Origin of the sequence: Leptospira paudalimensis, from assembly GCF_026151345.1 — a bacterium.
Lineage (GTDB): Bacteria > Spirochaetota > Leptospiria > Leptospirales > Leptospiraceae > Leptospira_A > Leptospira_A paudalimensis.
Genome location: NZ_JAMQPR010000004.1, coordinates 1 through 20,010, shown reverse-complemented (window position 1 = coordinate 20,010; position 20,010 = coordinate 1). Strand labels below are relative to the sequence as shown.

15 protein-coding genes are annotated in these 20,010 nt (G+C 37.4%); 7 read left to right on the top strand and 8 right to left on the bottom strand.

Annotation, left to right across the window (positions count from 1 at the left end; all coding sequences use genetic code 11):
* Positions 1-105 precede the first annotated feature (105 nt).
* From ND855_RS18670 to recD, 4 genes are all read left to right on the top strand, one after another.
* Positions 106-1,830 (top strand): alpha/beta fold hydrolase, encoded by a 1,725-nt coding sequence (locus ND855_RS18670; protein ID WP_265359718.1) that lies wholly within the window; start codon positions 106-108, stop codon positions 1,828-1,830.
* A 247-nt stretch (positions 1,831-2,077) separates the two neighbouring features.
* Positions 2,078-5,377 (top strand): exodeoxyribonuclease V subunit gamma, encoded by a 3,300-nt coding sequence (locus ND855_RS18665; protein ID WP_265359717.1) that lies wholly within the window; start codon positions 2,078-2,080, stop codon positions 5,375-5,377.
* The gene (locus ND855_RS18660; RefSeq protein WP_265359716.1) at positions 5,374-8,982 is read left to right on the top strand and encodes a UvrD-helicase domain-containing protein; all 3,609 of its coding nucleotides are present in this window, start codon (positions 5,374-5,376) and stop codon (positions 8,980-8,982) included. Before ND855_RS18665 ends, ND855_RS18660 begins: the two co-directional genes overlap by 4 nt.
* Positions 8,979-10,778, top strand: a complete 1,800-nt coding sequence (gene recD, locus ND855_RS18655) for an exodeoxyribonuclease V subunit alpha (protein WP_265359715.1) — start codon at positions 8,979-8,981, stop codon at positions 10,776-10,778. The genes ND855_RS18660 and recD overlap by 4 nt, the downstream gene beginning before the upstream one ends.
* A gap of 71 nt (positions 10,779-10,849) precedes the next feature.
* On the opposite strand, the gene ND855_RS18650 is transcribed toward recD, so the two are convergent.
* Both ND855_RS18650 and ND855_RS18645 read right to left on the bottom strand, forming a co-directional pair.
* Positions 10,850-12,289 carry an MASE3 domain-containing protein gene (locus ND855_RS18650; protein WP_265359714.1) on the bottom strand — a complete coding sequence of 480 codons (1,440 nt, stop codon included), beginning with the start codon at positions 12,287-12,289 and terminating at the stop codon, positions 10,850-10,852.
* Between the two features lie 178 nt (positions 12,290-12,467).
* Positions 12,468-14,345, bottom strand: coding sequence for a 7TM diverse intracellular signaling domain-containing protein (locus tag ND855_RS18645; protein WP_265359713.1), 1,878 nt, complete (start codon positions 14,343-14,345; stop codon positions 12,468-12,470).
* A 134-nt stretch (positions 14,346-14,479) separates the two neighbouring features.
* Between ND855_RS18645 and ND855_RS18640 the strand changes: the two genes are divergently transcribed.
* On the top strand, positions 14,480-14,659 hold the full coding sequence (locus ND855_RS18640) for a YegP family protein (protein ID WP_012476865.1): 180 nt from the start codon (positions 14,480-14,482) through the stop codon (positions 14,657-14,659).
* Here the strand turns inward: ND855_RS18640 and ppnP are convergent.
* The gene (gene ppnP, locus ND855_RS18635; protein WP_100718568.1) at positions 14,650-14,961 is read right to left on the bottom strand and encodes a pyrimidine/purine nucleoside phosphorylase; all 312 of its coding nucleotides are present in this window, start codon (positions 14,959-14,961) and stop codon (positions 14,650-14,652) included. The genes ND855_RS18640 and ppnP overlap by 10 nt on opposite strands.
* Positions 14,962-15,069: 108 nt before the next feature.
* Here ppnP and ND855_RS18630 point away from each other — a divergent pair, with 108 nt between their 5' ends.
* Positions 15,070-15,678: a TetR/AcrR family transcriptional regulator gene (locus ND855_RS18630; protein WP_265359712.1), complete on the top strand. Its 609-nt coding sequence runs from the start codon at positions 15,070-15,072 to the stop codon at positions 15,676-15,678.
* An 8-nt stretch (positions 15,679-15,686) separates the two neighbouring features.
* Here the strand turns inward: ND855_RS18630 and ND855_RS18625 are convergent, their stop codons facing one another.
* A complete protein-coding gene (locus tag ND855_RS18625; RefSeq protein ID WP_135592422.1) occupies positions 15,687-16,160 on the bottom strand; it encodes a PaaI family thioesterase in 474 nt (157 codons plus the stop codon).
* Positions 16,161-16,253: 93 nt separating this feature from the next.
* On the opposite strand from ND855_RS18625, the gene ND855_RS18620 reads away from it, so the two are divergent.
* Positions 16,254-16,841, top strand: coding sequence for a TetR/AcrR family transcriptional regulator (locus ND855_RS18620; RefSeq protein ID WP_265359711.1), 588 nt, complete (start codon positions 16,254-16,256; stop codon positions 16,839-16,841).
* A gap of 25 nt (positions 16,842-16,866) precedes the next feature.
* Here the strand turns inward: ND855_RS18620 and ND855_RS18615 are convergent, their stop codons facing one another.
* From ND855_RS18615 to ND855_RS18600, 4 genes are all read right to left on the bottom strand, one after another.
* Positions 16,867-17,055 (bottom strand): hypothetical protein, encoded by a 189-nt coding sequence (locus ND855_RS18615; protein ID WP_265359710.1) that lies wholly within the window; start codon positions 17,053-17,055, stop codon positions 16,867-16,869.
* Positions 17,052-17,645 carry a helix-turn-helix domain-containing protein gene (locus tag ND855_RS18610; protein ID WP_265359709.1) on the bottom strand — a complete coding sequence of 198 codons (594 nt, stop codon included), beginning with the start codon at positions 17,643-17,645 and terminating at the stop codon, positions 17,052-17,054. Before ND855_RS18610 ends, ND855_RS18615 begins: the two co-directional genes overlap by 4 nt.
* 555 nt (positions 17,646-18,200) lie before the next feature.
* The gene (locus ND855_RS18605) at positions 18,201-19,079 is read right to left on the bottom strand and encodes a ParB/RepB/Spo0J family partition protein (RefSeq protein WP_265359708.1); all 879 of its coding nucleotides are present in this window, start codon (positions 19,077-19,079) and stop codon (positions 18,201-18,203) included.
* A gap of 29 nt (positions 19,080-19,108) precedes the next feature.
* Complete coding sequence (locus tag ND855_RS18600) at positions 19,109-19,840, bottom strand: ParA family protein (RefSeq protein ID WP_100726768.1); 732 nt, start codon at positions 19,838-19,840, stop codon at positions 19,109-19,111.
* Positions 19,841-20,010: the final 170 nt, after the last annotated feature.

The following is a 20,010-nucleotide window of genomic DNA, read 5'->3' as shown; positions in this document are numbered from 1 at the left end:
ACGTACAAAATTATCATTTTAGACCTACTTTTTCGTCCAAGATTCCCATTTTAGACGCAAACACCCCTTCTTTATGTTATTTTTGAGTCAATTCAGAGGCGAATTATGAAAAAGCAAAAAAACTATCTCACTCTCCTCCTCATCGTAGGGAACTTCCTACTTGTGGCGTGTGGGGGGAATGGAAACCAAAACGGAAAAGAAACGAGTGCCATCTTGTCGGTGGTAAATGGCGGATCACAAAACACAAGTGCAACACCAGAAATGTTACAACAAAGTAATGCCGCATACACAAGAGACATCCAAACGGCATTCCAGAATGAAAACGATGGAAGTTTTTCCTTTAACGATAACATTTCGTTTTTAGGGAACGACGGAGTGAAAATCACAGGGAACTTATTCATCCCAAAATCAGGTACAGGTCCATTCCCTGCGATTATCTTTGTCAATAGCTGGGCACTCAATGAATACGAATACATTGTCCCTGCTGCGAAACTCGCAAAAAAAGGTTACGTTGTTTTTAGTTACAACACAAGAGGGTTTGGAACATCTGGTGGACTCATCAATGTAGCAGGCCCGAAAGATATGGAAGACTTATCCAAAGGAATCGATTTCCTTTTAGCGAATGCTCCAGTGAATGCATCAAACATCGGTATTGCGGGAATTTCGTATGGAGCTGGAATCTCATTACTGGGACTCAGCAAAGAACCAAGGATCAAAACTGCAGTAGCTATGAGTGGTTGGGGAAGTTTACCTGATTCTCTTTATGGCAACCAAACGCCAAGACTTGTTTGGGGACTCCTCCTTGTGACTGCAGGTTATATCACAGGAAGGATGGATCCAATCATTGCAGAGAATTTTCAAAAACTATTGGATACAAGAGACGTTGCTACCGTATTGTCATGGGCAAGAGAAAGATCACCTAACAATTTTGTAGCGGAGCTCAATGCATCTGGCAAACCTGTTTACATTTCCAATAACTCACAAGATAATTTATTCCAACCAAACCAAATCCTTCCCTACTTCGAACAACTCACTGTTCCTAAAAAACTGGATTTAAACAATGGAATCCATGCAACAGCAGAGATTGGTGGGATTCTCGGAATTAACAATTATGTTTGGACGAACGCCTATGACTGGTTTGACTATTGGTTAAAGGGAATCCAAAATGGAATCATGACAAAACCAAAAGTGACAATCCAAAAACGTTTTTCTAGTGATCGTGTGAGTTATTCCACTTGGCCAAACCCATCGAAAGTTGAAAAGACTTACCATTTGCGACCAATGGGTTTATTCAGCCCTGGCAAAATCACATCAACAGCAAACACAAGTAACGGAAATGATACGATTCTATCTGGCGGAACTATTGCGACAACAGGAGTTCCTCTTTTATCAGAGATTTTGGACGGTGCCGTTTCTGTTCCTGTCACAACCAATGTGAATTTAATTGATCGGACAAATGCGATGGTGTATCTATCTGATAGTTTATCTTCCCCACTCAAACTTCGTGGGAGAACATTCTACAAAGGTCGTATCAATAGTTCTGACTACGCACCGCATGTAGTTGTTTATCTCTATGAAGTTGACTTTTGGGGAACGGGAAAACTCATCAGCCATGGAACAGCAACGCTTTTCAATGTAAAAGGAAAAGACGTAGACCTAAATGTAGACCTCCAAGCAGTCGCACATGACTTCCCTGCTGGATCTCGCATTGGTTTAGCCATTGATAACATAGACCCAATGTATGCGGTTCCAAAACCAATTTCACTCTACACAACAACATTTAAACACAGCACAAGCACTGCATCCACACTTAAGTTTGAAAGTGAATAAACTACTGATCACTTAGTATTTGCTAGGTGGACATTTGGGAGAGACCTTCTCTCCCATTTTTATTTTTTTTCGATACAGGTGCGCCCCGGATAGCAGCGGAAATCCTTTGCCTTTGGCAAAGATTGGAGCGTATAGCCGGAAATGGCGCCCTAATTTTTTCTTTTTCAAAAAGGAACAACAGATAATGATTGCGTTCCCAATTCTACGAGGTGAAACTATGTTTGATTTTTGAAATAAGGGATTTTTTTTGCCAATACATTATTTTGCAGGACTTCATCTGCACGAAATCACTTCGGAACTAACCAAACAAATCAAGAAGGAACAAATTGAAAATCCACTTCGCATGCCACTTGTGGTTGTGCCGAATACCAATTTAATTCCTTGGTTAAAACTAAACATACCGAAATACAATGACTCACAACTTTCTATCAATGTTGAATTTACATTCTTAGAAAAAGCGATTTTAAAAACGATATTTGCTTCCTTACAAATTCCTCCTTGGGCAGAAGAGGAAAATTTTTATGATTACAATTCCTTTCAAAAGGATTGTTTTCGTTACCTATATGAAAACCAAACAACCTTATTCCAAAATCATCCAGAGATCAAAACATACATTTCCGATTTACCAAAGTTATACTATTTATCTGATCTATTGACAAAATATTTCAAAGATTATGAATTGAACAGGTCAGACTGGATTCACAACTGGCTAAGGGATACGAAGAGTAACATTTCAAACCAACTCACAAAAGATCCATACTGGGAATTGGAAAAAGAAATTTATCTTGGGATCAACAAAGACGACAAAAAAAACTTATTCTATTACCTCGTGAAAGGAAAAGAATTATCCCTCCATGGGAATTTACATTTTTTTTGTTTGTCCAATTTGTCTGGGACTTATATTGATTTTTTGAAAACAGTTTCGAAGAATCCAAATTTTAACATCTATATCTACCAATTTCATAATGGCAAAGTCATTGGACAAAATCCAGAGAAAACTAAAAACTACTTATCCAAATTTGCAAAACCACAATCCTATATAGCAAAAGAATTTTCAAACAGTACCAAACAAAAAGAAAAATCCAAATATGCAAGTGGTGGTATGCTTGCAAAACTCAAGTCCATCTTACTTGAAGAACAAGTAAAGGAAGAGAACTACTTAAACGACCAAACTGTTCGGGTATGGAATGCACCTTCTGAATACCGCGAGATGGAATCCATCGCACATGATATCCTTCATAAAATAAGTGCAAGCAAAGGGACTTTAAGTTTGTTAGACTTTGCGATCCTTGTTCCCAATACCAATGATTACAAAGCAGCAATTGAATGGGTTTTCCATGGAGGGATTTATACAACACAAAGATTAGAGGAGACCCCTACTCTCCATCGATTGCATTATTCTCTTTCTGATTTAGTGGCAAAAGATTCTTCTTTGTTATACAAAGTATTTTCAATTCTCTTCGCATCGTTTTTAAACCAACGCATTGAAAAAGACGATTTCATTCAATTATTAGAAAATCCACTCATCACTGGCAAAAACAAAAACGAATCCTCTGACCAAACAAATTCCGTAACCCAACTACTCAATTCACTTGGTTCCCTCTATGACGAAAACAAAGAGGAGAACCCATATACCATTTCCTTTGGAGTGAAACGCGCAGTCCTCTCAGTCATCAGTGATGAAAAAACAACTTGGGACAATATGGGTATGATCACAGATCCTTTAGCAGAAGAAGATTCCGTTTTGCATCTCAATTTGGTTTGGGAACAAATCAAATCGTTACAAACGTTTTTTACATCTGAATTTTTACAGTTGCCTACAAGTGAAAGATTTAAGTCATTCGAATCCAAATGGAATCAGTTCTTCAAGTTTAGTGAGGAAACAGAAAACGAAAGGATCTATTTGACTACATGGTTAGAAACCATTGCGAAATGGTGTGATACTGAATGGAATAATGTAAACGACTTCTTACAATTCCTAACCTTGCAAACGGATGAAATCTTTTCTAACATTGCGACTCAAAAAGGAAATTACCTAACAGAAGGGATTACCATTTCTCTCTTGCAACCCATGCGACCCATTCCCTTTTCCCATATCTATATCGTTGGATTAGGCGAAGGAAAATTTCCTGGATCCAAAGATCTATCTAGGTTTAATCTTAGAAAAAATGATGCAAAACCTTGGGATTTGAATCGAGTTGAAATCCAAGAATCATTGCTCTGGGAAACCATTCTATCGGCAGAAGACAGTATCACATTTTCCTATGTTGGTAAGAATACATTAGAAGATAAAGAATTTGAGCCTTGTTCGAGTTTATTTGAGATTATGAATTCACTTGGGATCGATAGTGCGACCGAAATCCCACTAACACCCTATAGTCGATTTTATGAAATGGAAATTCTACATTCCTATGATTATGCTAGAAATTTAAAACAATACAGAAGTTTACAGGCAGAATTGCCAAAACCAAGTTTTACTTCCTTAGAAGATTTGGCTTTGCCTAATTCAGAATTAAAATCCAAAAAAGAAATTTCAATTTCATCCATTGCTTCTGCCTTTAAAAATCCAATTCTCCCCTTCATCAAAGAAAACTTAGGTTATATTGACGATGAAGAGGAAACATCTGCGGAAGAACCATTTTATTTCAATTCACTGGAAACATACCTATTCAAATCAAAATTTGTGCCTCTCTTTACGGAATCATTGGCAAAAGAAGGAATTTGGCCTTGGGACAAAGATACGATTGCACAAAAAATCAATGAGTTCAGTCAAATCGCAGAGAAAAAAGCTGAGTTTCCCTATGGTGCTTTCCATTTAGTCACAACAGAAACCTTATTAGAGGAACTGACTGCAATTGCAGAAGTGTACAAAACATTAAAGGCAGAACTCTTTTCGAATGCGAATGGAATGGTCTATTTGAGTTCACTCTCGATTGGTGATACTGGCTTACGTGACGGTTTCCAATTGCCTTCCTTTCCTTTGGATGAAAACCAATCCATCACGGGCGAGTGGGAAAATCTAATCGCGATCGGTGATACTTACTATTGGTTTTATCCAAGGAGTTTTGTACCAAAACCCGAAAAAGCAAATGAATACGTAAAAGACTATTTTGGTAAGATGATCCTTCTATTCCTCAGTGCATGCCTATTCCGAACGATTGGAAAAAAATTAGTCATCATTCCCATCTTATCAAAACAAAAAGAAAAGGATATGATCCTTCCATTGGACCATTTACCAGAAAAGGAATCGGCAGATTACATTCGAAACATTGTCACACTCATCAATGAATCACCACCTATGTATGTACCAAATCCTGGTCTCAATTTATTTTTTGCGGAAAACGGAACGGATCACTCAGAAGACGATAGAGATGCATTAGAATCAGCATGGAAGGAATTTTTGGAAGAAGAGGCAGACCAAATCTTAGAATTCGAGTCTGAACATATGAAACTATCACCTTATGGAAAGGATTTACTAAACCAATTTTCATTCAAGAAGGTCTATCCCCTACTCTTACCCCTTCTGAGAAAAGGATTTTCAAAATGAACCATCCTTTAAGTAACCATCCCAATTTTATCGAAGCATCTGCTGGAACTGGGAAAACACACCTCATCATGCAAATGTTAGGTGATGTGATGACCCATGATGTAACCAATCGTATCAAAGAAAATCGACTACTCAATTTTTTGGTGCTCACCTTTACCGAAAAAGCTGCTGGGGAATTGAAGACCCGATTAAAATTAAAAATCCTAGAACTCTATGAGAATGGGCAACACCCAGAATACTACCAGTATCTCCGCGATTTAGACCAAGTTACAATCTCCACCATCCATGGTTTCTGCAATATGGTATTAACGGAATACCCAGTCGAAACCCAAAACAATCCCAATGTCAAACTCACATCGAATGAAGAATTGATTCGAAAGACGTTTTACGAATTAAAAAGGAGCCAATGGGAAGGTAGAGACAAAGAGTCACTCGCAAATGAGATTCTCATCTCTAATTTAAAAACGAAGGAAGACCTCGTTGTTAACACAACTTCTAAACTCCTTGCTGACACAAAGGACTATGTATTTCCTAAATTTGTATCCTTAGACGAATGCATTCACAATGCAAAGAAAAGCAATGTCTCGGAAGTCATCCTCACAATCTGTGAAGCTTTAAATGGAACAACTGGTGAAGCAATTACTGCGCAAGGAGCGAAAGGTAGCATCCAACCATGGATGGAGAATTGGCACTCACTCGAATCATTTGCAAATGCGATCCTTAGCGAAGATACAAAGTATCTAACGAAAGGATTGAAACTGATTAAGAAGTTAGGTCGTTCTCTTGGTAACAAAATAAACGCTACAGAATTCGATTATTTCCTATTGGAGGGTAATGCAATTGTCAAAAAATTAGACCAAGCCGCCGTTGCGTTACAAGGGAAAATAAAATCGGTAGTCGATTCTCTGAAGGAAATCTTCCCTCTTGATCAATTGGATTATGAAGGATCTATCTTCTTACAAAATACAGTCAATGAACTCACTTCTAAAACAAAAGCTATTATCGATAAAGGCGAATACCTGACCTATGATCAAATGATCTTAAAGGTATATGATGTGATTGTTCGTAACCCAAACCAAACCTTGGTCCAATCTTTACAAGAACGATTCCAAGTATGTATTCTAGATGAATTCCAAGACACAGACAAAAACCAATACCAAATTTTTAAAACTTTATTTTTAGACAAAGATACAAAGTCAAGAATGCTCTTTTGTATTGGTGACCCGAAACAAAGTATCTACGGATTTCGCGGAGCCGATATTGGAATTTATCTGGACGCATCTCGTGACTTCGAATCCAAAGCTACCTTAGAAACCAATTATCGATCCACAAAAGAATTAATCCATGGTCTCAATACCATTTTCCATGATGAAACAAAAGAATATGGTACAACACATTTTTTCCCCATCGAAGAACCTGGCTCTAGTAAAGAAAACTACTTATATAAGAAAGTATCCTCCCCTGACTCTGATACCATCAAGTACCAATATGTGAATCCTGATGAATCAGCGATTCATATTTTTGATTTCAAAGAACGGATTCAAAACGTAGACAAAGTAAGAAATACTTGGGCGGAGACAATTCGCAATGAAATCAAACGAATCCATACCAAAGAAACAACTCTTTCCTACAATAAAAAAGGCGAACGAGAAATCCAAGAGGTCAAGTTAAAAGACATAGCCATTCTTTGTGGGAATCAGAAGGAATCAGCTCTTGTTGAATTCTATCTATCAAAAGCGGGAATCCCATGTTCCATCTACAAACAAAGAGGGATTTACCAATCCAGAGAAGCCGATCAAATTCAAAATCTCTTGGAATGTTTACTGAGTTCCAACTCTTCACAAAGTTATAAAAAAATTCTATTCTCTGATATCTTTTCTATCCACCCACATGAAATCCAAAAGTTTGATGAACACTCCATTGATTCGTATGAGAAATCACTCATCGATAAGTGGCAAAGACTCGTCAAAGAAAATCGATATGCAAGTTTCTTTCGTTCTGTCATGGACGAAACCAAACTCTTTTGGTTAGAAGGCAAAAGTACACTCGAATGGGAACGGAAACGTACAAACTTCCGGCAAATCTTTCAAAAACTATTAGAAATACAACTGAAGTCAAATTGTAGTTTGCAAGAGTTACTCTCCCATTTACGTGAACTCAAACAAAAAAAACAATCTCCCGAAGAAGAGCCGTTATTTGATCGTGAGACAGAAGAAGATTCTGTACAAATTTTAACCATCCATGCATCAAAAGGATTGGAGTGGCCAGTCGTATTCTTATTTTATTTTGGAAACAGGGGAAACCGTATCACGAATAAAGAATACCCGATCGAAATCGAAACACCGGAAGGTAAAAAACGAAAATGGATTCTTGACTTATGGGATCTAAATCCAGATAAAGAAGACGAACAAAATCATTTCCTGAATGAACAAAAACGCCTGTTATATGTTGCTCTCACAAGGCCTAACCTCAGGCTTTACCTTCCCAAACTCAATTGGGGCGGAGCCAATAAACTTCCCAATTCTGGTTATAGCCAAATCCTCTACCAAGAATTAGAAAGAATCCAATCGTTGAGAAACCAGAATCCTTCTCTAACATCGAGTTTTGTATTCCGAGATCCAAACGAAATTTCAGAAGTTACAAAAACAAATCCTCTACCTACAAATGACACCCAATCGAAGAAACCAACTTCCCCGATTTTATACCCTTCTGAAATCAAAATTGGTAGAGTGCTCTTGCAACATAGTTATACAAGTTTGCAAGCCAATGAAAAAAACTTAAATGTCACCCAAGAAGAAAAGAAAAAAGAATTAGAAGAAACTCCTGATGTGGAAGTGAGTTCGACAATCGAATTGCCCTCAAGTGCGAAGATCGGAAATTTTTTACATAACATTCTTGAATTATGTGATTTCTCTATTTTTCAATCGGATGTGGATACGATTCTACAAAGTTCCGTATGGAAGTGGGCTTACCAAAAATCGTTTGCAAGGTATCCCGTTGAAGTCGAAGGTAAGGAACTTAAAATAGAAGAGACTGTTGCTTCCCTATTAAAAAATGCAATGACGGCAAAGATCAATCTAGCAACTGGCAACTCCATATCCTTAAGTGAATTAAAGGAAGAAGAAAAGTCTGCAGAATTAAAATTCCATTTATTCTTACAAAACTTACTGAAAGAAAGTGGCGCCTCTTTAACTGATGGGTTTGAACACTACTTAAAAGGAGCCATCGATTTGGTGTTTGTAAAGGATCAGAAATTCTATATTGTCGATTATAAATCCAATTTATTACCAAACAACGATTATAGTAGCGAAGCAGTCGCCAATGCCGTCCGTGACAAAGGGTACCTCTTCCAAAAGTCAGTGTATTCCTTTATTTTATTTGAATACCTAAAGTCTCTTTTCGGACCAGAGGTAGCCTTAGATAAGTTTGGCGGAGTCTATTATTTGTTTTTAAGAGGAATGTCTGGTGACAAACAAACTGGTATCTACTCTGATTTAAAACATTCCGATTCCGAATGGACACTCGAGCAGTTTGAAGGAATCAAAAAAGAAGTGATGGCTTATATCCGTAGTGCCTCTGACCAATTGGAAAAGGTATATTCATGAAAGTGATCGATGAAAAAATCCAAACCTTTGTGAATTCCTTATACAATCTTTTCCCCGATTGGGACTCGTCACTTAAGGATATAATTGCAAGTTTACTCGTCCAATCCCAGAGCGGAGATTTGTACATTCCCATCACGGATGATAACACAATCGACAAACTGAAAACCTACTTCCCTTTTTTGATCGAGAAAGAGGGAACAGAATCCAGGTTGTATCTGCAAAAAAGCCATTCGGAAAAAATCAAATTCGAATCTTTACTCGAGGCATTCTTAACCCATAAAACAAACCAAAAAAAGAATACAACGATCACAGAAGAACAAATCACTAAGATCGTGACAAATTTAGAAACCGAATCAAACATCACACTTGCGAAAGAACAAAGGGATACGATCAGAGATGTCATCACAACAAACTTCCGAGTGATCTCTGGTGGCCCAGGGACTGGGAAAACAACGGTTGTTTCCTTTCTCTTAATGGCATTATACAGATTGGAATCACTCCCCAACGTAGAACGGATTGCACTTGTGGCACCAACAGGAAGAGCATCACAAAGATTAACAGAATCCATCCAAAGGAATTTAGAAAGATTTGCAGAGAATCCTTCTGAGTCTTCTAAGTTCCGCGGACAAACCATTCACAATTTATTAAAAATCAACCCAACGACAAACCAAGCCAAATTTGGTGAGAAACGCACTTTACCATATGATTTGATCATCATGGATGAATCGTCCATGGTAGATTTAAAATTGATGAATTTATTTTTCTCAGCGATTCATTTTGATACCCATATCATTTTACTTGGAGATCCAAACCAACTCCCTTCTGTGGGGCAAGGTGAGGTGTTAACCGATCTCATCACAACATTAAAAAACAAAAAAGAATTTTTATCAGAACTTACCAGTAACCACCGTTTTTCAGATACTTCCGAATTTAGTATTTTTGCTGAAGTCGTCAAACAATCCTTTGGTGAAAATAGTAAACCAAAACCATTCCCAACACCAAACTTGATCACAAAATCAGAACTCCACTTGGAAAAGGATTTTGTTTGGATCCAAGGTGATAAAAAAACAAAGTCAGCCAATGGAAATCTTGAGATTCTCGATTGGAACTTAGAAAGTTTAGTTCCATTTTTATGGGAAACATTGTATCTGCACACTGCCAATGCGACATCCAAACTCCATTGGGAACCAAATGCACTGAAAGACCCATCTAACAAAGCGATATTTGAGTCCATTGTGAATGAATACAGATGCCTCACGATCTTACGGAATGGATACTTTGGTATCGAAGCCATCCAAAACCAAATCTTAAGTTATGCCAAAAAACAAATTTCAAATCCTAAAAACCAAACGAATCTTAGATACCGGCAATTATCCAAGTCCTTTTACTTTGAAGGCATGCCGATCATCATCCAATCAAATGACCAAATGAGAAAATTGTTTAATGGTGATATTGGCCTTGTGGTATCCATCAATTCTGAGTTAAGGGCAGTATTCCCCATTGAAGATCGTTTGTATTCCTTTGCACTCGATACATTACCTGACCATGAACCAGCATTCTTTCTCACGATTCACAAAAGCCAAGGTTCTGAATACAAATCGATTTACCTTTATCTTCCTCCCAAAACAGCTTTGGATGTAGATACAGAAAACAATCTTTCCATAGTCAACAGAAGGATCTTATACACGGCGATCACTCGTGCGAAAGAAAAAGTAATCTTATTTGGAGATTTCCAAACATGGGAATTTGGATTACAATCATTCCGCAAACGGCATACAGGAATTCAGATTCCATAACATAACATTGTTATCAATCAATACAACTCTAGTCTGAAATGAAATGGATGGAACCGAGTTTAGATTAAAAACTAAACTCGTTTTTTATACAAATTATTTGGAAAATCAAATTGCATCGAAAACCCTTGGCTACCATCAATCTTCAAGTTTCCTCCCATTTGTTTCTCAGCCATGATCTTAAGTAAACTCAAACCCAATTTTTTATGATTAGTTGTATCATACGAAGCAGGCAGACCAATCCCATTGTCTTTGTATTCAAAATGAGACCTGTCCCCATCAATTCTAAACTTGATTGAAATCTTAGCATTGGTTACATCTTTGAATGCATATTTTAAACTATTGGAGAGAAGTTCCGTAAAAATTAATCCTAATGGAACAGCAGTATCTAACAAAAGTACACCTTGGTTCGCTTCGAGTTGGATCTCAACTCCTTTCCCCAAGTTTGGAAACATCGATTTTACCATTTCAGTCAGTGATAAAAGGTAATCTGATACTTGGATTTCACTTAAGTCTTTGTTCTGGTACAAATGATCATGTACGAGGGACATGGTTTGGATTTTGAGAGATGTATTCTCTACGATACTACGTATATTTTTATCATCTGGAAAATCGGATGACTGGATCATTAGAAGTGACCTAACAAGTTCCATTGAGTTTTTTGTTCGATGGAAAATCTCACCGATTAAATTTTCTTTTTCTTTTAATGACTTCTGAATTACTTTTGCATACTCTTCGTTTTCTTGTATTTCTTTGGAAAGCAGTGCATTCGAATCAATTAGTCTTTCATATGGCTCGTTAATCGCAGAAACAAACACTGCCCGATAAATCAATTGGAAAGCAACTACTTTAAAAATATGGCCTAACACATTGAATACATCGAACACACTTGTATACACTGCAAATACGAGTTCACTAAAAAAGCATATGATAAATGCTCCCAAAAAATATTGTTTTTGTTTATCGGAGTGTAAGGACTTGGAAAACGAATACAATATGATGGCCACAACCAACATAAACATGATCACTAACTCTGCATTCTTTTTGAATTGAGTGAGACCAACACCATGGACATATGTATCAGGGATAAGGTGGGAATTAAAAATCACCAAATTGTAAACGAAACCAACAAGCAAAAACGAAAAAACAACATACACGTTTGCCCTGAAAGCACTGTATCGTCTGTTAGGTTTTACATAAATCGCCAGAATAAAAACAAGAGCCGTGATAAACCTTGAGATCAGCCAAAATTGAGTGGATTTATTACCTGTGTTGGGAGTCACAAAATCAGGCATCCCTTTGTATCCCAAGGTATGCATAAAATCGATGAGCCCAATCACTAAAAATCCAATACTCAAAAAGTATGTTTGAGTATTTCGGCTTTGGGAGTAAGAAGAATACCCCAGTCCAAAAATAGAAAACGAAACAATGATGCTAAAGATTTCTGTGATATTATGAAATACAACAAATGATTCAAGGGGATATTCTTTGTAGAATACATCCGGAAATAACAAGATACATGCCATAGGGACGATACAAAAAAGCAGGATCAGCCCATAAAACTGGATTTGTTTCAAGCCGAGAAATGAGCTATAAATACGCATGTTTTAAATGTGAATACTAACAGATCGTTAGCGAAAATTCAAGTTTTAAAACTTAAGTTCTAAAAAAGTAAACAGATATATTAGGGAATCATACAATATCGAGTGAGATAAAAGTAATGTCATCCTTTAGAACTGTTCTAATAGAAGAGAGCCTATCTAATAATTTTTGGTGAAACTCATTTTGTGAAAGTCCTACGATGGGTCGAATTTCAGGGTATAAGATGGAATATAAATCTTCGTTAGGTTTCAAATTTTCATACAAACCATCAGTAAAAATCAATAACCGATCCCCTTTCTTGAGGTACATTTCCTTTTGTTCGTACAAAAAATCGGGCCTTACACCGAGAAGGAGTCCAGGGCATTCGGCTGACTTGACTTCTCCATCTCGAATGAAAATCAAAGGAGGATTACCAGCAGAAGTAAACGTTAGTTTCATCTGTTCGAAGTCAAAGTAAAAGTAAGCAGCACTCACAAAACGTGCATGTAGGCTTGTGCATAAAAATTGATTCATCTCACCCATCAATTCTTTTGGAGAATGTATGAATCCTTTTGCGTTCCGAAAGGCAATTTTCACTGTCGAAGAATCAAGTGCCGCACTCACTCCATGCCCAGTCACATCGGCGATGACAATTCCCAATTCGTTTCCATTCGTTTCGAAGTAATCATAGAAATCACCTCCGATATCATAGAGAGGCAGATAAGAAATAATTGCAGATACAAACTCCGACTTTGGTACCTCTGCAGGTAAAATTCGCATTTGGATCCGGCGAGCAATTTCAAAATCTTTACGAATTGCTGATAACTGGTTTTGAGTCGATAAGTTTTCCTCTAATAAAAATCGCAACCTTCTCCCGAGAGCTAAGGAAAACAAAATTACTTCAAACGCTGTACCAATTTGAACACCATACCTTCCAAACGTTGTGGTTGGTAGGATGGAAGCTTTTGTTAAGGAATCTACAATCACTCCCACAAACAACATCACCCAAGCTGAAACAAAAAAGAGTGAAGACTTCACTCCTTTCCAATAGGAGTAAATCCCAGAAGATACTAACAATAGAAGAAAATATGGGAAAGTATAGATAAAGGATATTTCCATCCAATGGTAAGGAATGAAAAAAGAAAAAACGGAATACACTCCAATGGCGAGAGCACTTCCCAAAATCAATCGATCTAACTTTGGATGTACTGTTTTTAAATTGAGAAAGGTAAGAGAAAAGAGGCCAACAAACAAAAGAGATGCATTTACGGAAGTATATAAGTAAGGTTTCACATTTAAATCAACTTCTGGAATTAGCAGTTGTTTGAAGAACCCACCAAGCAGTGCATAGTTGACAAGGAGTGTTGTTAGATACAGACAATAAAAGAGATAAGCCTTCTCTCTTACGCTGACAAAAATAAGAAGGTTATAGAGTAATAAAGCAGAAATGATTCCGAAATAAATTCCATTGGCAATGTAATCCCTTTCCACTCGGTCCAGGAATGAATTTCGTGTCCATAACCTAAGAGGTGCCGATAGAATCCCAACATTCGATATTTTTAAGTAAACAATCCGTTTTTCGTTTGGTGACAAATCAAGTGAAAAGACTGGGTTTCTGTGTGGGATTTCTTTGAGTGTATGAGAATCGGCTCCCTTAAAGACAGTCGTTTCCACTTTAACGCTGGACTTCCATGCCAACACCACTTCATCCACCCATGGTGATTCGATATCTAAAATGTACTGAGAAGGAAATTCAGAAGGATTGATCAGTTCAAATTTTACCCAAACAAATCGTTTCCAGTAACCAAAGTTATACTTCATTTTCTCTGGTTTGGACCAATCCACTTCATCGTTTAGCACTTGTTCTAAAGTTAGATTCTGAAAACTATATTGGATGGTTGGTCTTTCTGGTAATTTGCCAGAACAACTAGTGATGGAAAGAAAAGCAAAGAGTAACCATAGACTGTTTTTCAAAACCTTACGGATCATTTGATGGCCCTTACTCTTTCCTTATTCATTGGATGAAAAAAATTAACTTGAGATGATTCAAAAATTCGAAATAAAACTTCATTGCCAGAATTTTTCAAAATCTGATACCATTGCTTTTCCAAGGAGATACGTACATGTCAGCAAAATTTGAAATTTACAAAGACAAAGCAGGGGAATTCCGATTCCGACTCAAAGCAGCCAATGGTGAAATCATAGCTTCTAGTGAAGGATACTCATCGAAACAAGCATGTGAGAACGGCATTAAATCTGTAAAAACTAATGCCGCAGATGCAGGAATCGACGATCAAACGTAAGAACAGCAATAATCTGTTACTGTTTCAATTTTTAATTTGAACTTGGATCCAGCAGGGACTTCAAAGGTAGCTTGACCGTTAATTTGAAGCCATGTTTCGGATCCTGGTAACAACACAGACAATTTACCAGATTGGATTTCCATAATCTCTTTCTGATCCGCTCCAAATTCATACTCTCCAGGCATCATGATCCCAAGGGTTTTTTTCTCACCATTCGGGAATAAAACGGTGCGGCTTGTGACCTTACCATCATAGTAAATATTTGCAGATTTTAGTACTGTTACGGATGTAAATGAACTCATACTGACAAGATTTCGAAGCAAGGGATGGCTTCCAAGTGATTTCTCAACTAATTCCCATTGAAACTGGTCCAAAAAGTGTTTGCGAAATTCAGATTAGTAAGAAGGCTGATGACAGTGCCACAAAAGATTCCCAATAAATCCGATAACAAAAAGCAATTAGCTAGGGAGAGATCCACGGAGAGAATTTTGGCCTCTGCAATTGTACTTTTCTCCAAACACGGATTTGCCCAAACAACAATGGAAATGATTGCAAACCATGCAAAAATTTCGAAAGGGTTAGCTTACAATTATTTTAAGAGTAAAAATCAAATCTTTGAACAAATCATCGATTCTCATTTAGCAAAACAAGAAAGATTTTATAATAATATCCCACCTAACTTATCTGCGAAAGAGTATGTAAGAGAATTTTTCATTCGTTCCATCCAATTTGCAAAGGAAGAACGAAAAACGATGGTTTTAATATCCGTTTGTTTATTCCAACCAAGTGCGGTTTCCCTTTCCAAAAAAATGATCGAAAACGTGGAAAGACGGTTTGCTCCGTTCAAAGAAGCAATGCGGGAACGTTTTAGGACTTATGGAATCAAAGACCCTGATAAAGAAATGATTTTCATCAAAACATTTTTACATGGTGTGATCATGAGCCAACATTTCAACGATACAACCACTTGTACTCCCACAATCATTGAAATGCTTCTCGAACGTTACGATTCTAAATAAGAGAAAGACTACTCCCCTACTCCACCTGGAATTTTTAAGATCAACAAATTGGTAGTCGCAGTGGCTAACAATTTATCCTTTTCTGTTCTCATCTCCCCTACCATATGAATCGTTGAAAATCCTTTTGCTTCGATTGTTGCTTTTACGATCACCTTTTGGCCTACAGCAACTCCTCGGATGTATTGGATATTCATATCGATTGTCGTTGTTGGGCGTTTTGCCACCAAATAACTCAGAGGCCCAAACGCATTATCAAATGCAGCAGCGATCACTCCGCCTTGCATCATTCCCATTGGATTGGTTTGGTCTTCCGTTACTGGAAATGAAACAGTAATACTTTTCCCTTTTGTGTAGGAAATGATCTCAGCATTCATCGCTACAAAAATAGGAGGTGGAACTGTGATTTTTCTACCACCGTGATTAAAATTTTCTGTCATTTCTTGTAAAATGGCCTGGGTTTCCGCTGTGCTTAGTGTTTGCATAAATTCCCTACTTATGTTACCAGCAGTAACATTCCTAGATACAAAAGCAAGAAAAAATGTTGCCAATGGTAACTTATTTTCCAGAATATCTTTGTGAGAAAAAATACCTACCACCATGGAGATTTAAAAAATTCCATTATCAAATCTTGCCATAAACTCCTTCAAAAAAAAGGGATGGCCGATTTTACTTTGAGGGAAGTTGCCAATTTATCTGGAGTTTCTCATGCAGCGGTGTACAGGCATTTTCAACATAAAGACGAAGTGTTAGAGATTTTGTCTGCGATTGGTTTTGATCGATTGGCTTCCTTACAGAAAAAAGTCGCACAAGACAAAAAGAATCCCGACGAATACTTTGTGAAACTAGGTCTAGTCTACATCCAATTTGCTCTGAAAAATCCCAACTATTATAAACTGATGTTCCAAACCAAACGAGACAAAGAGTCCAAACAATTGAAACAATCAAAATTGAAATCGTATGCAGTTCTCGTACATGGTTGTCGTTTTTATCTAAAGACCAAAAAGAGAAAAGAAAACCACAGGAGTTTTGCACTCATGTCTTGGTCACTTGTCCACGGATTTAGCAATTTAAGTTTAGAAACTAATTTTCCACTTTCCGAAGGCAAACGATTGAACCAAAGCCAAATCGAGTTAGCAGAAACGATGCTTCGTTATGCAACTTAAAACTTTCACCTAAGAACAATCCAATTCAAGAGAGTTTCACTTCCTCAAATTTCTCCAAAAATTCCGAGATTTCTCTCACAAACTTCTTTGGATTTTCTTTCCCATATTCAGTGTAGAAAAACATCTTTTGTCCATCATTTGCATTGGTGCAATTTTTCACTTCGTCGAGTTGTAAGTACAAATTCCCCGTTTTTTTATGCCGATACACTTTCATACAATTCCTACCTGAAACTGATTTGATTTAGGTTTTGTTTTTTCCATCCACTGGTTCCAAATCCTTTGTAAACTTTCTTCCAAACAATCTGGCGAAGTTAAATGTGAAATTTTGGAAAATGTAGAATGGGACAAACTTCTTTCGCTCCAAATTTTAAATTCTTCAAACGAAGTTTTTGTATGTACTTTATTCTTTATTTGTACTGTACTACTAGGGACGTAACAAGAATCCAATGCTGGTTTGGAATCCTTTGCAGTGTTGGTTTGGATTTTAATACCCTTTGTTTCTTGTTGGAGACTTGGATTTTTTTCCGGGGCTTGCGATTGGAATTGAAGGATTGGTTTCAAAAATCGTCTCCTTCCATCAAAACCAGTTTGTTCTAGGATTCCGAGTTTTTTGAGGGATGTGATGAGTCTTGAAATCGTATCTGCTTTGAGCCCAAGGATTTCGCTGAAGTAACGATTCGATGCGAAACAACCACCGTTGTCATGCAAGGAAACAATTTCGGCAAACAGTTTTGTTTGGCTATGGGATAAGTTTAGGTTTTCAATCCAAACGGGGATCCATATTCCTTTTCGGTTCGTTTTCATTTTAGGTTCCTTTTCCAAACCCACACAACTCCGGCTACGAGTGTTTGGTTATATTTAGCCGATACATCGCAAGGATGTATTGTCCCCTACTCTCTTGATCAGAAGTTTTGCATTTAAGAAAACAAACCTTCGGTCATAGAAAGAAGAAACGTTTTGGAAGTTCTTACGAACGTCCATCGGAACTTTTGGTAAAATTCCGGGTTGAACTAAAACGGCATAAGTGGTAGAGCCGTGTCCGGTTGTGTGCCCCGAACGTTCCCTACATGTACAGATCTCTCCAATTTGTCAATGGAAAAAATGAGACATAATTCGACCAGAGTCTCATTAGGGGGAGTGGAAGATGCTTCTGACTAAGCTTGTGAGCTTTAGAAAAGTTTGGATGGGAGGATTTGTTCTGTTGGAAAAGTCCCTGGGTTGCTACCACACTTCCCAGGGTTTTTGTTCAACCCAGTTAAGGATTGAGTACAAGATAGCGTAAGTTGGAAAACAGTACAAGTTTTTTTCTGACTAAAACATAAAAAAGTTACTTAAAGAAATCCTTGTTAAAGACCAACTTTACTTCTTATACTTTCGAATTGTTTCTTCTAAGATTGCCTTTTCATTTTGCAAAACTGAAATCTTTTCTTTGATTTTTGCTAATTTTGATTTTAAATCTTTAAGCTCTAGTTGTTTGAGTTTCGGTTTTGTTTTGGATGGTTTGGTCGGTTTTAAAGGTCGTACGTATTCCCGAAGGTCATTTCTGGAAGGGAAGTCTCCTTTTTTCTCAAGACCTTTGATGAGGTAATCAATGGCTTTTTTGCGATTTGATACATCGAGAGGTGCAATTTCGGTGAATAGGCTTGTTGGGATTTGGTAAATGGGATGAGATTTATCTACATTTGAGTTAAGACTCGTTTCCTTTAAAATCTCTGCGTGTGCGATTTTAGTTTTTACCCACTGCGCTGATTTGTGAATTCTTTTTGCTAATTGTTCGTTGGTTTCCTTGTGCCTATTTTTTAGCTCTTGGAGGGATAAGGCAAGATCAGATTCTGATAGGTCTTCCCTTTGTAGATTTTCAACCAGTTTGATTTCTGGTAATTTTGTGATGTCGATTTGTTCTACGTTTTTAACTACTGCGGGAATTGTTTTTGATTTTAGTAGTTTGTGAGCGCGGTATCTTCTTTCTCCATTGATGAGTTCATATTTACCTGCTTTTTTTCTGACAACAATAGGTTGTAATAATCCATATTGAGAAATGGAGTCGGCAAGTTCTCGGATACTAGCATCATTAAACGTTTTTCTTGGATTGTTTTCTGTGATGATTTGGTCCATTGGGATATCAATGGTCTGGTGTTGGTTCGAGTTTTCAGAACTTAAGAACGGATTGAGTGAGGATGTTCTGTTTGAGGCTTTTGATAAAATATCTGCAGGGTTAAAGTTTGTTTTAGTTTTCATAATATTTGTTTCAGGTACGCCGGCGTACCTTATTTCAGAATCTCCGCTAAATTTTCGAAAGCCTTCCAGGGAGCACTTCCTTCTTGGAGAGGTTTGCCAGTCTCTGTTCGGTCCCGAATACCCTCGTTTTTTGGAATCGGCTCTAAAATTTTTAGAGATTTGATGTTTCTTAATTTATCCAAAAGATCCATTTGTTTTTGGGATGTTCCCCATTGAGAGGGGAGGATCATTACAGACTTTTTTTTGCTTTGTTCATCGAATCTTTCTGCTTCGCTTACTTTTTTTAATACTTGGGCAACAGTTCGGACAGCCCATTTGGAGGGAGTGACCGGCACAAGAATTACGGAAGCTGGTAAGTAGGAAGTGATGTTTTCGGAGGAACCCGATCCGGGTGTGTCTATGACAACATAGTCGTATTTAGTTTTCGAAAGAACGTTTTTTAGTCTTGGGATGATGGAAAAATCTTTGGAGGCAAGGTAACTCAAATCTGAGAGTTCGATGATGGAAGGAAGTACATCTACATTATTAGATTTTTTGATCGATTCGGCGAGAGTGGTTTCCGCATTTAAAACGGATAATGTGTTCCCTGAGTCAAAAAACTCCACAGGTTCTTCTGGGAAAAAGAAGTCTGAAAGGTCCGCTTGGGGGTCCATGTCAATGGCAAGGGTAGAACCTTTTTTTGAAAGAGCGAGTGCGAGGTGAATTGCGGTGGTGGATTTGGAAGTTCCACCTTTGATGTTGGCAACCGTAATGATTTTCATTGCAGTTTTATTTTTTGGTTCCTACTTACTGATGCAATAAAATTAAATTTTTAGATCTAAATTTTGAAAAGTACGCCGGCGTACCTTGGGATTTGATTATCAATTTAGAATGTAGGATATAGAAGGGAAGCCTTGCGCAAAGGATCGAAGCGGAAATCCTTTCGCAAATG

Coding starts and splice junctions, on each gene's coding strand:
- ND855_RS18600 (WP_100726768.1), bottom strand. CDS start 19,840: ATGAAAATCATTACGGTTGCCAACATCAAAGGTGGAACTTCCAAATCC.
- ppnP (WP_100718568.1), bottom strand. CDS start 14,961: ATGAGTTCATTTACATCCGTAACAGTACTAAAATCTGCAAATATTTAC.
- ND855_RS18605 (WP_265359708.1), bottom strand. CDS start 19,079: ATGAAAACTAAAACAAACTTTAACCCTGCAGATATTTTATCAAAAGCC.
- ND855_RS18610 (WP_265359709.1), bottom strand. CDS start 17,645: ATGAAAACGAACCGAAAAGGAATATGGATCCCCGTTTGGATTGAAAAC.
- ND855_RS18660 (WP_265359716.1), top strand. CDS start 5,374: ATGAACCATCCTTTAAGTAACCATCCCAATTTTATCGAAGCATCTGCT.
- ND855_RS18670 (WP_265359718.1), top strand. CDS start 106: ATGAAAAAGCAAAAAAACTATCTCACTCTCCTCCTCATCGTAGGGAAC.
- ND855_RS18625 (WP_135592422.1), bottom strand. CDS start 16,160: ATGCAAACACTAAGCACAGCGGAAACCCAGGCCATTTTACAAGAAATG.
- ND855_RS18630 (WP_265359712.1), top strand. CDS start 15,070: ATGACAGTGCCACAAAAGATTCCCAATAAATCCGATAACAAAAAGCAA.
- recD (WP_265359715.1), top strand. CDS start 8,979: ATGAAAGTGATCGATGAAAAAATCCAAACCTTTGTGAATTCCTTATAC.
- ND855_RS18640 (WP_012476865.1), top strand. CDS start 14,480: ATGTCAGCAAAATTTGAAATTTACAAAGACAAAGCAGGGGAATTCCGA.
- ND855_RS18615 (WP_265359710.1), bottom strand. CDS start 17,055: ATGAAAGTGTATCGGCATAAAAAAACGGGGAATTTGTACTTACAACTC.
- ND855_RS18645 (WP_265359713.1), bottom strand. CDS start 14,345: ATGATCCGTAAGGTTTTGAAAAACAGTCTATGGTTACTCTTTGCTTTT.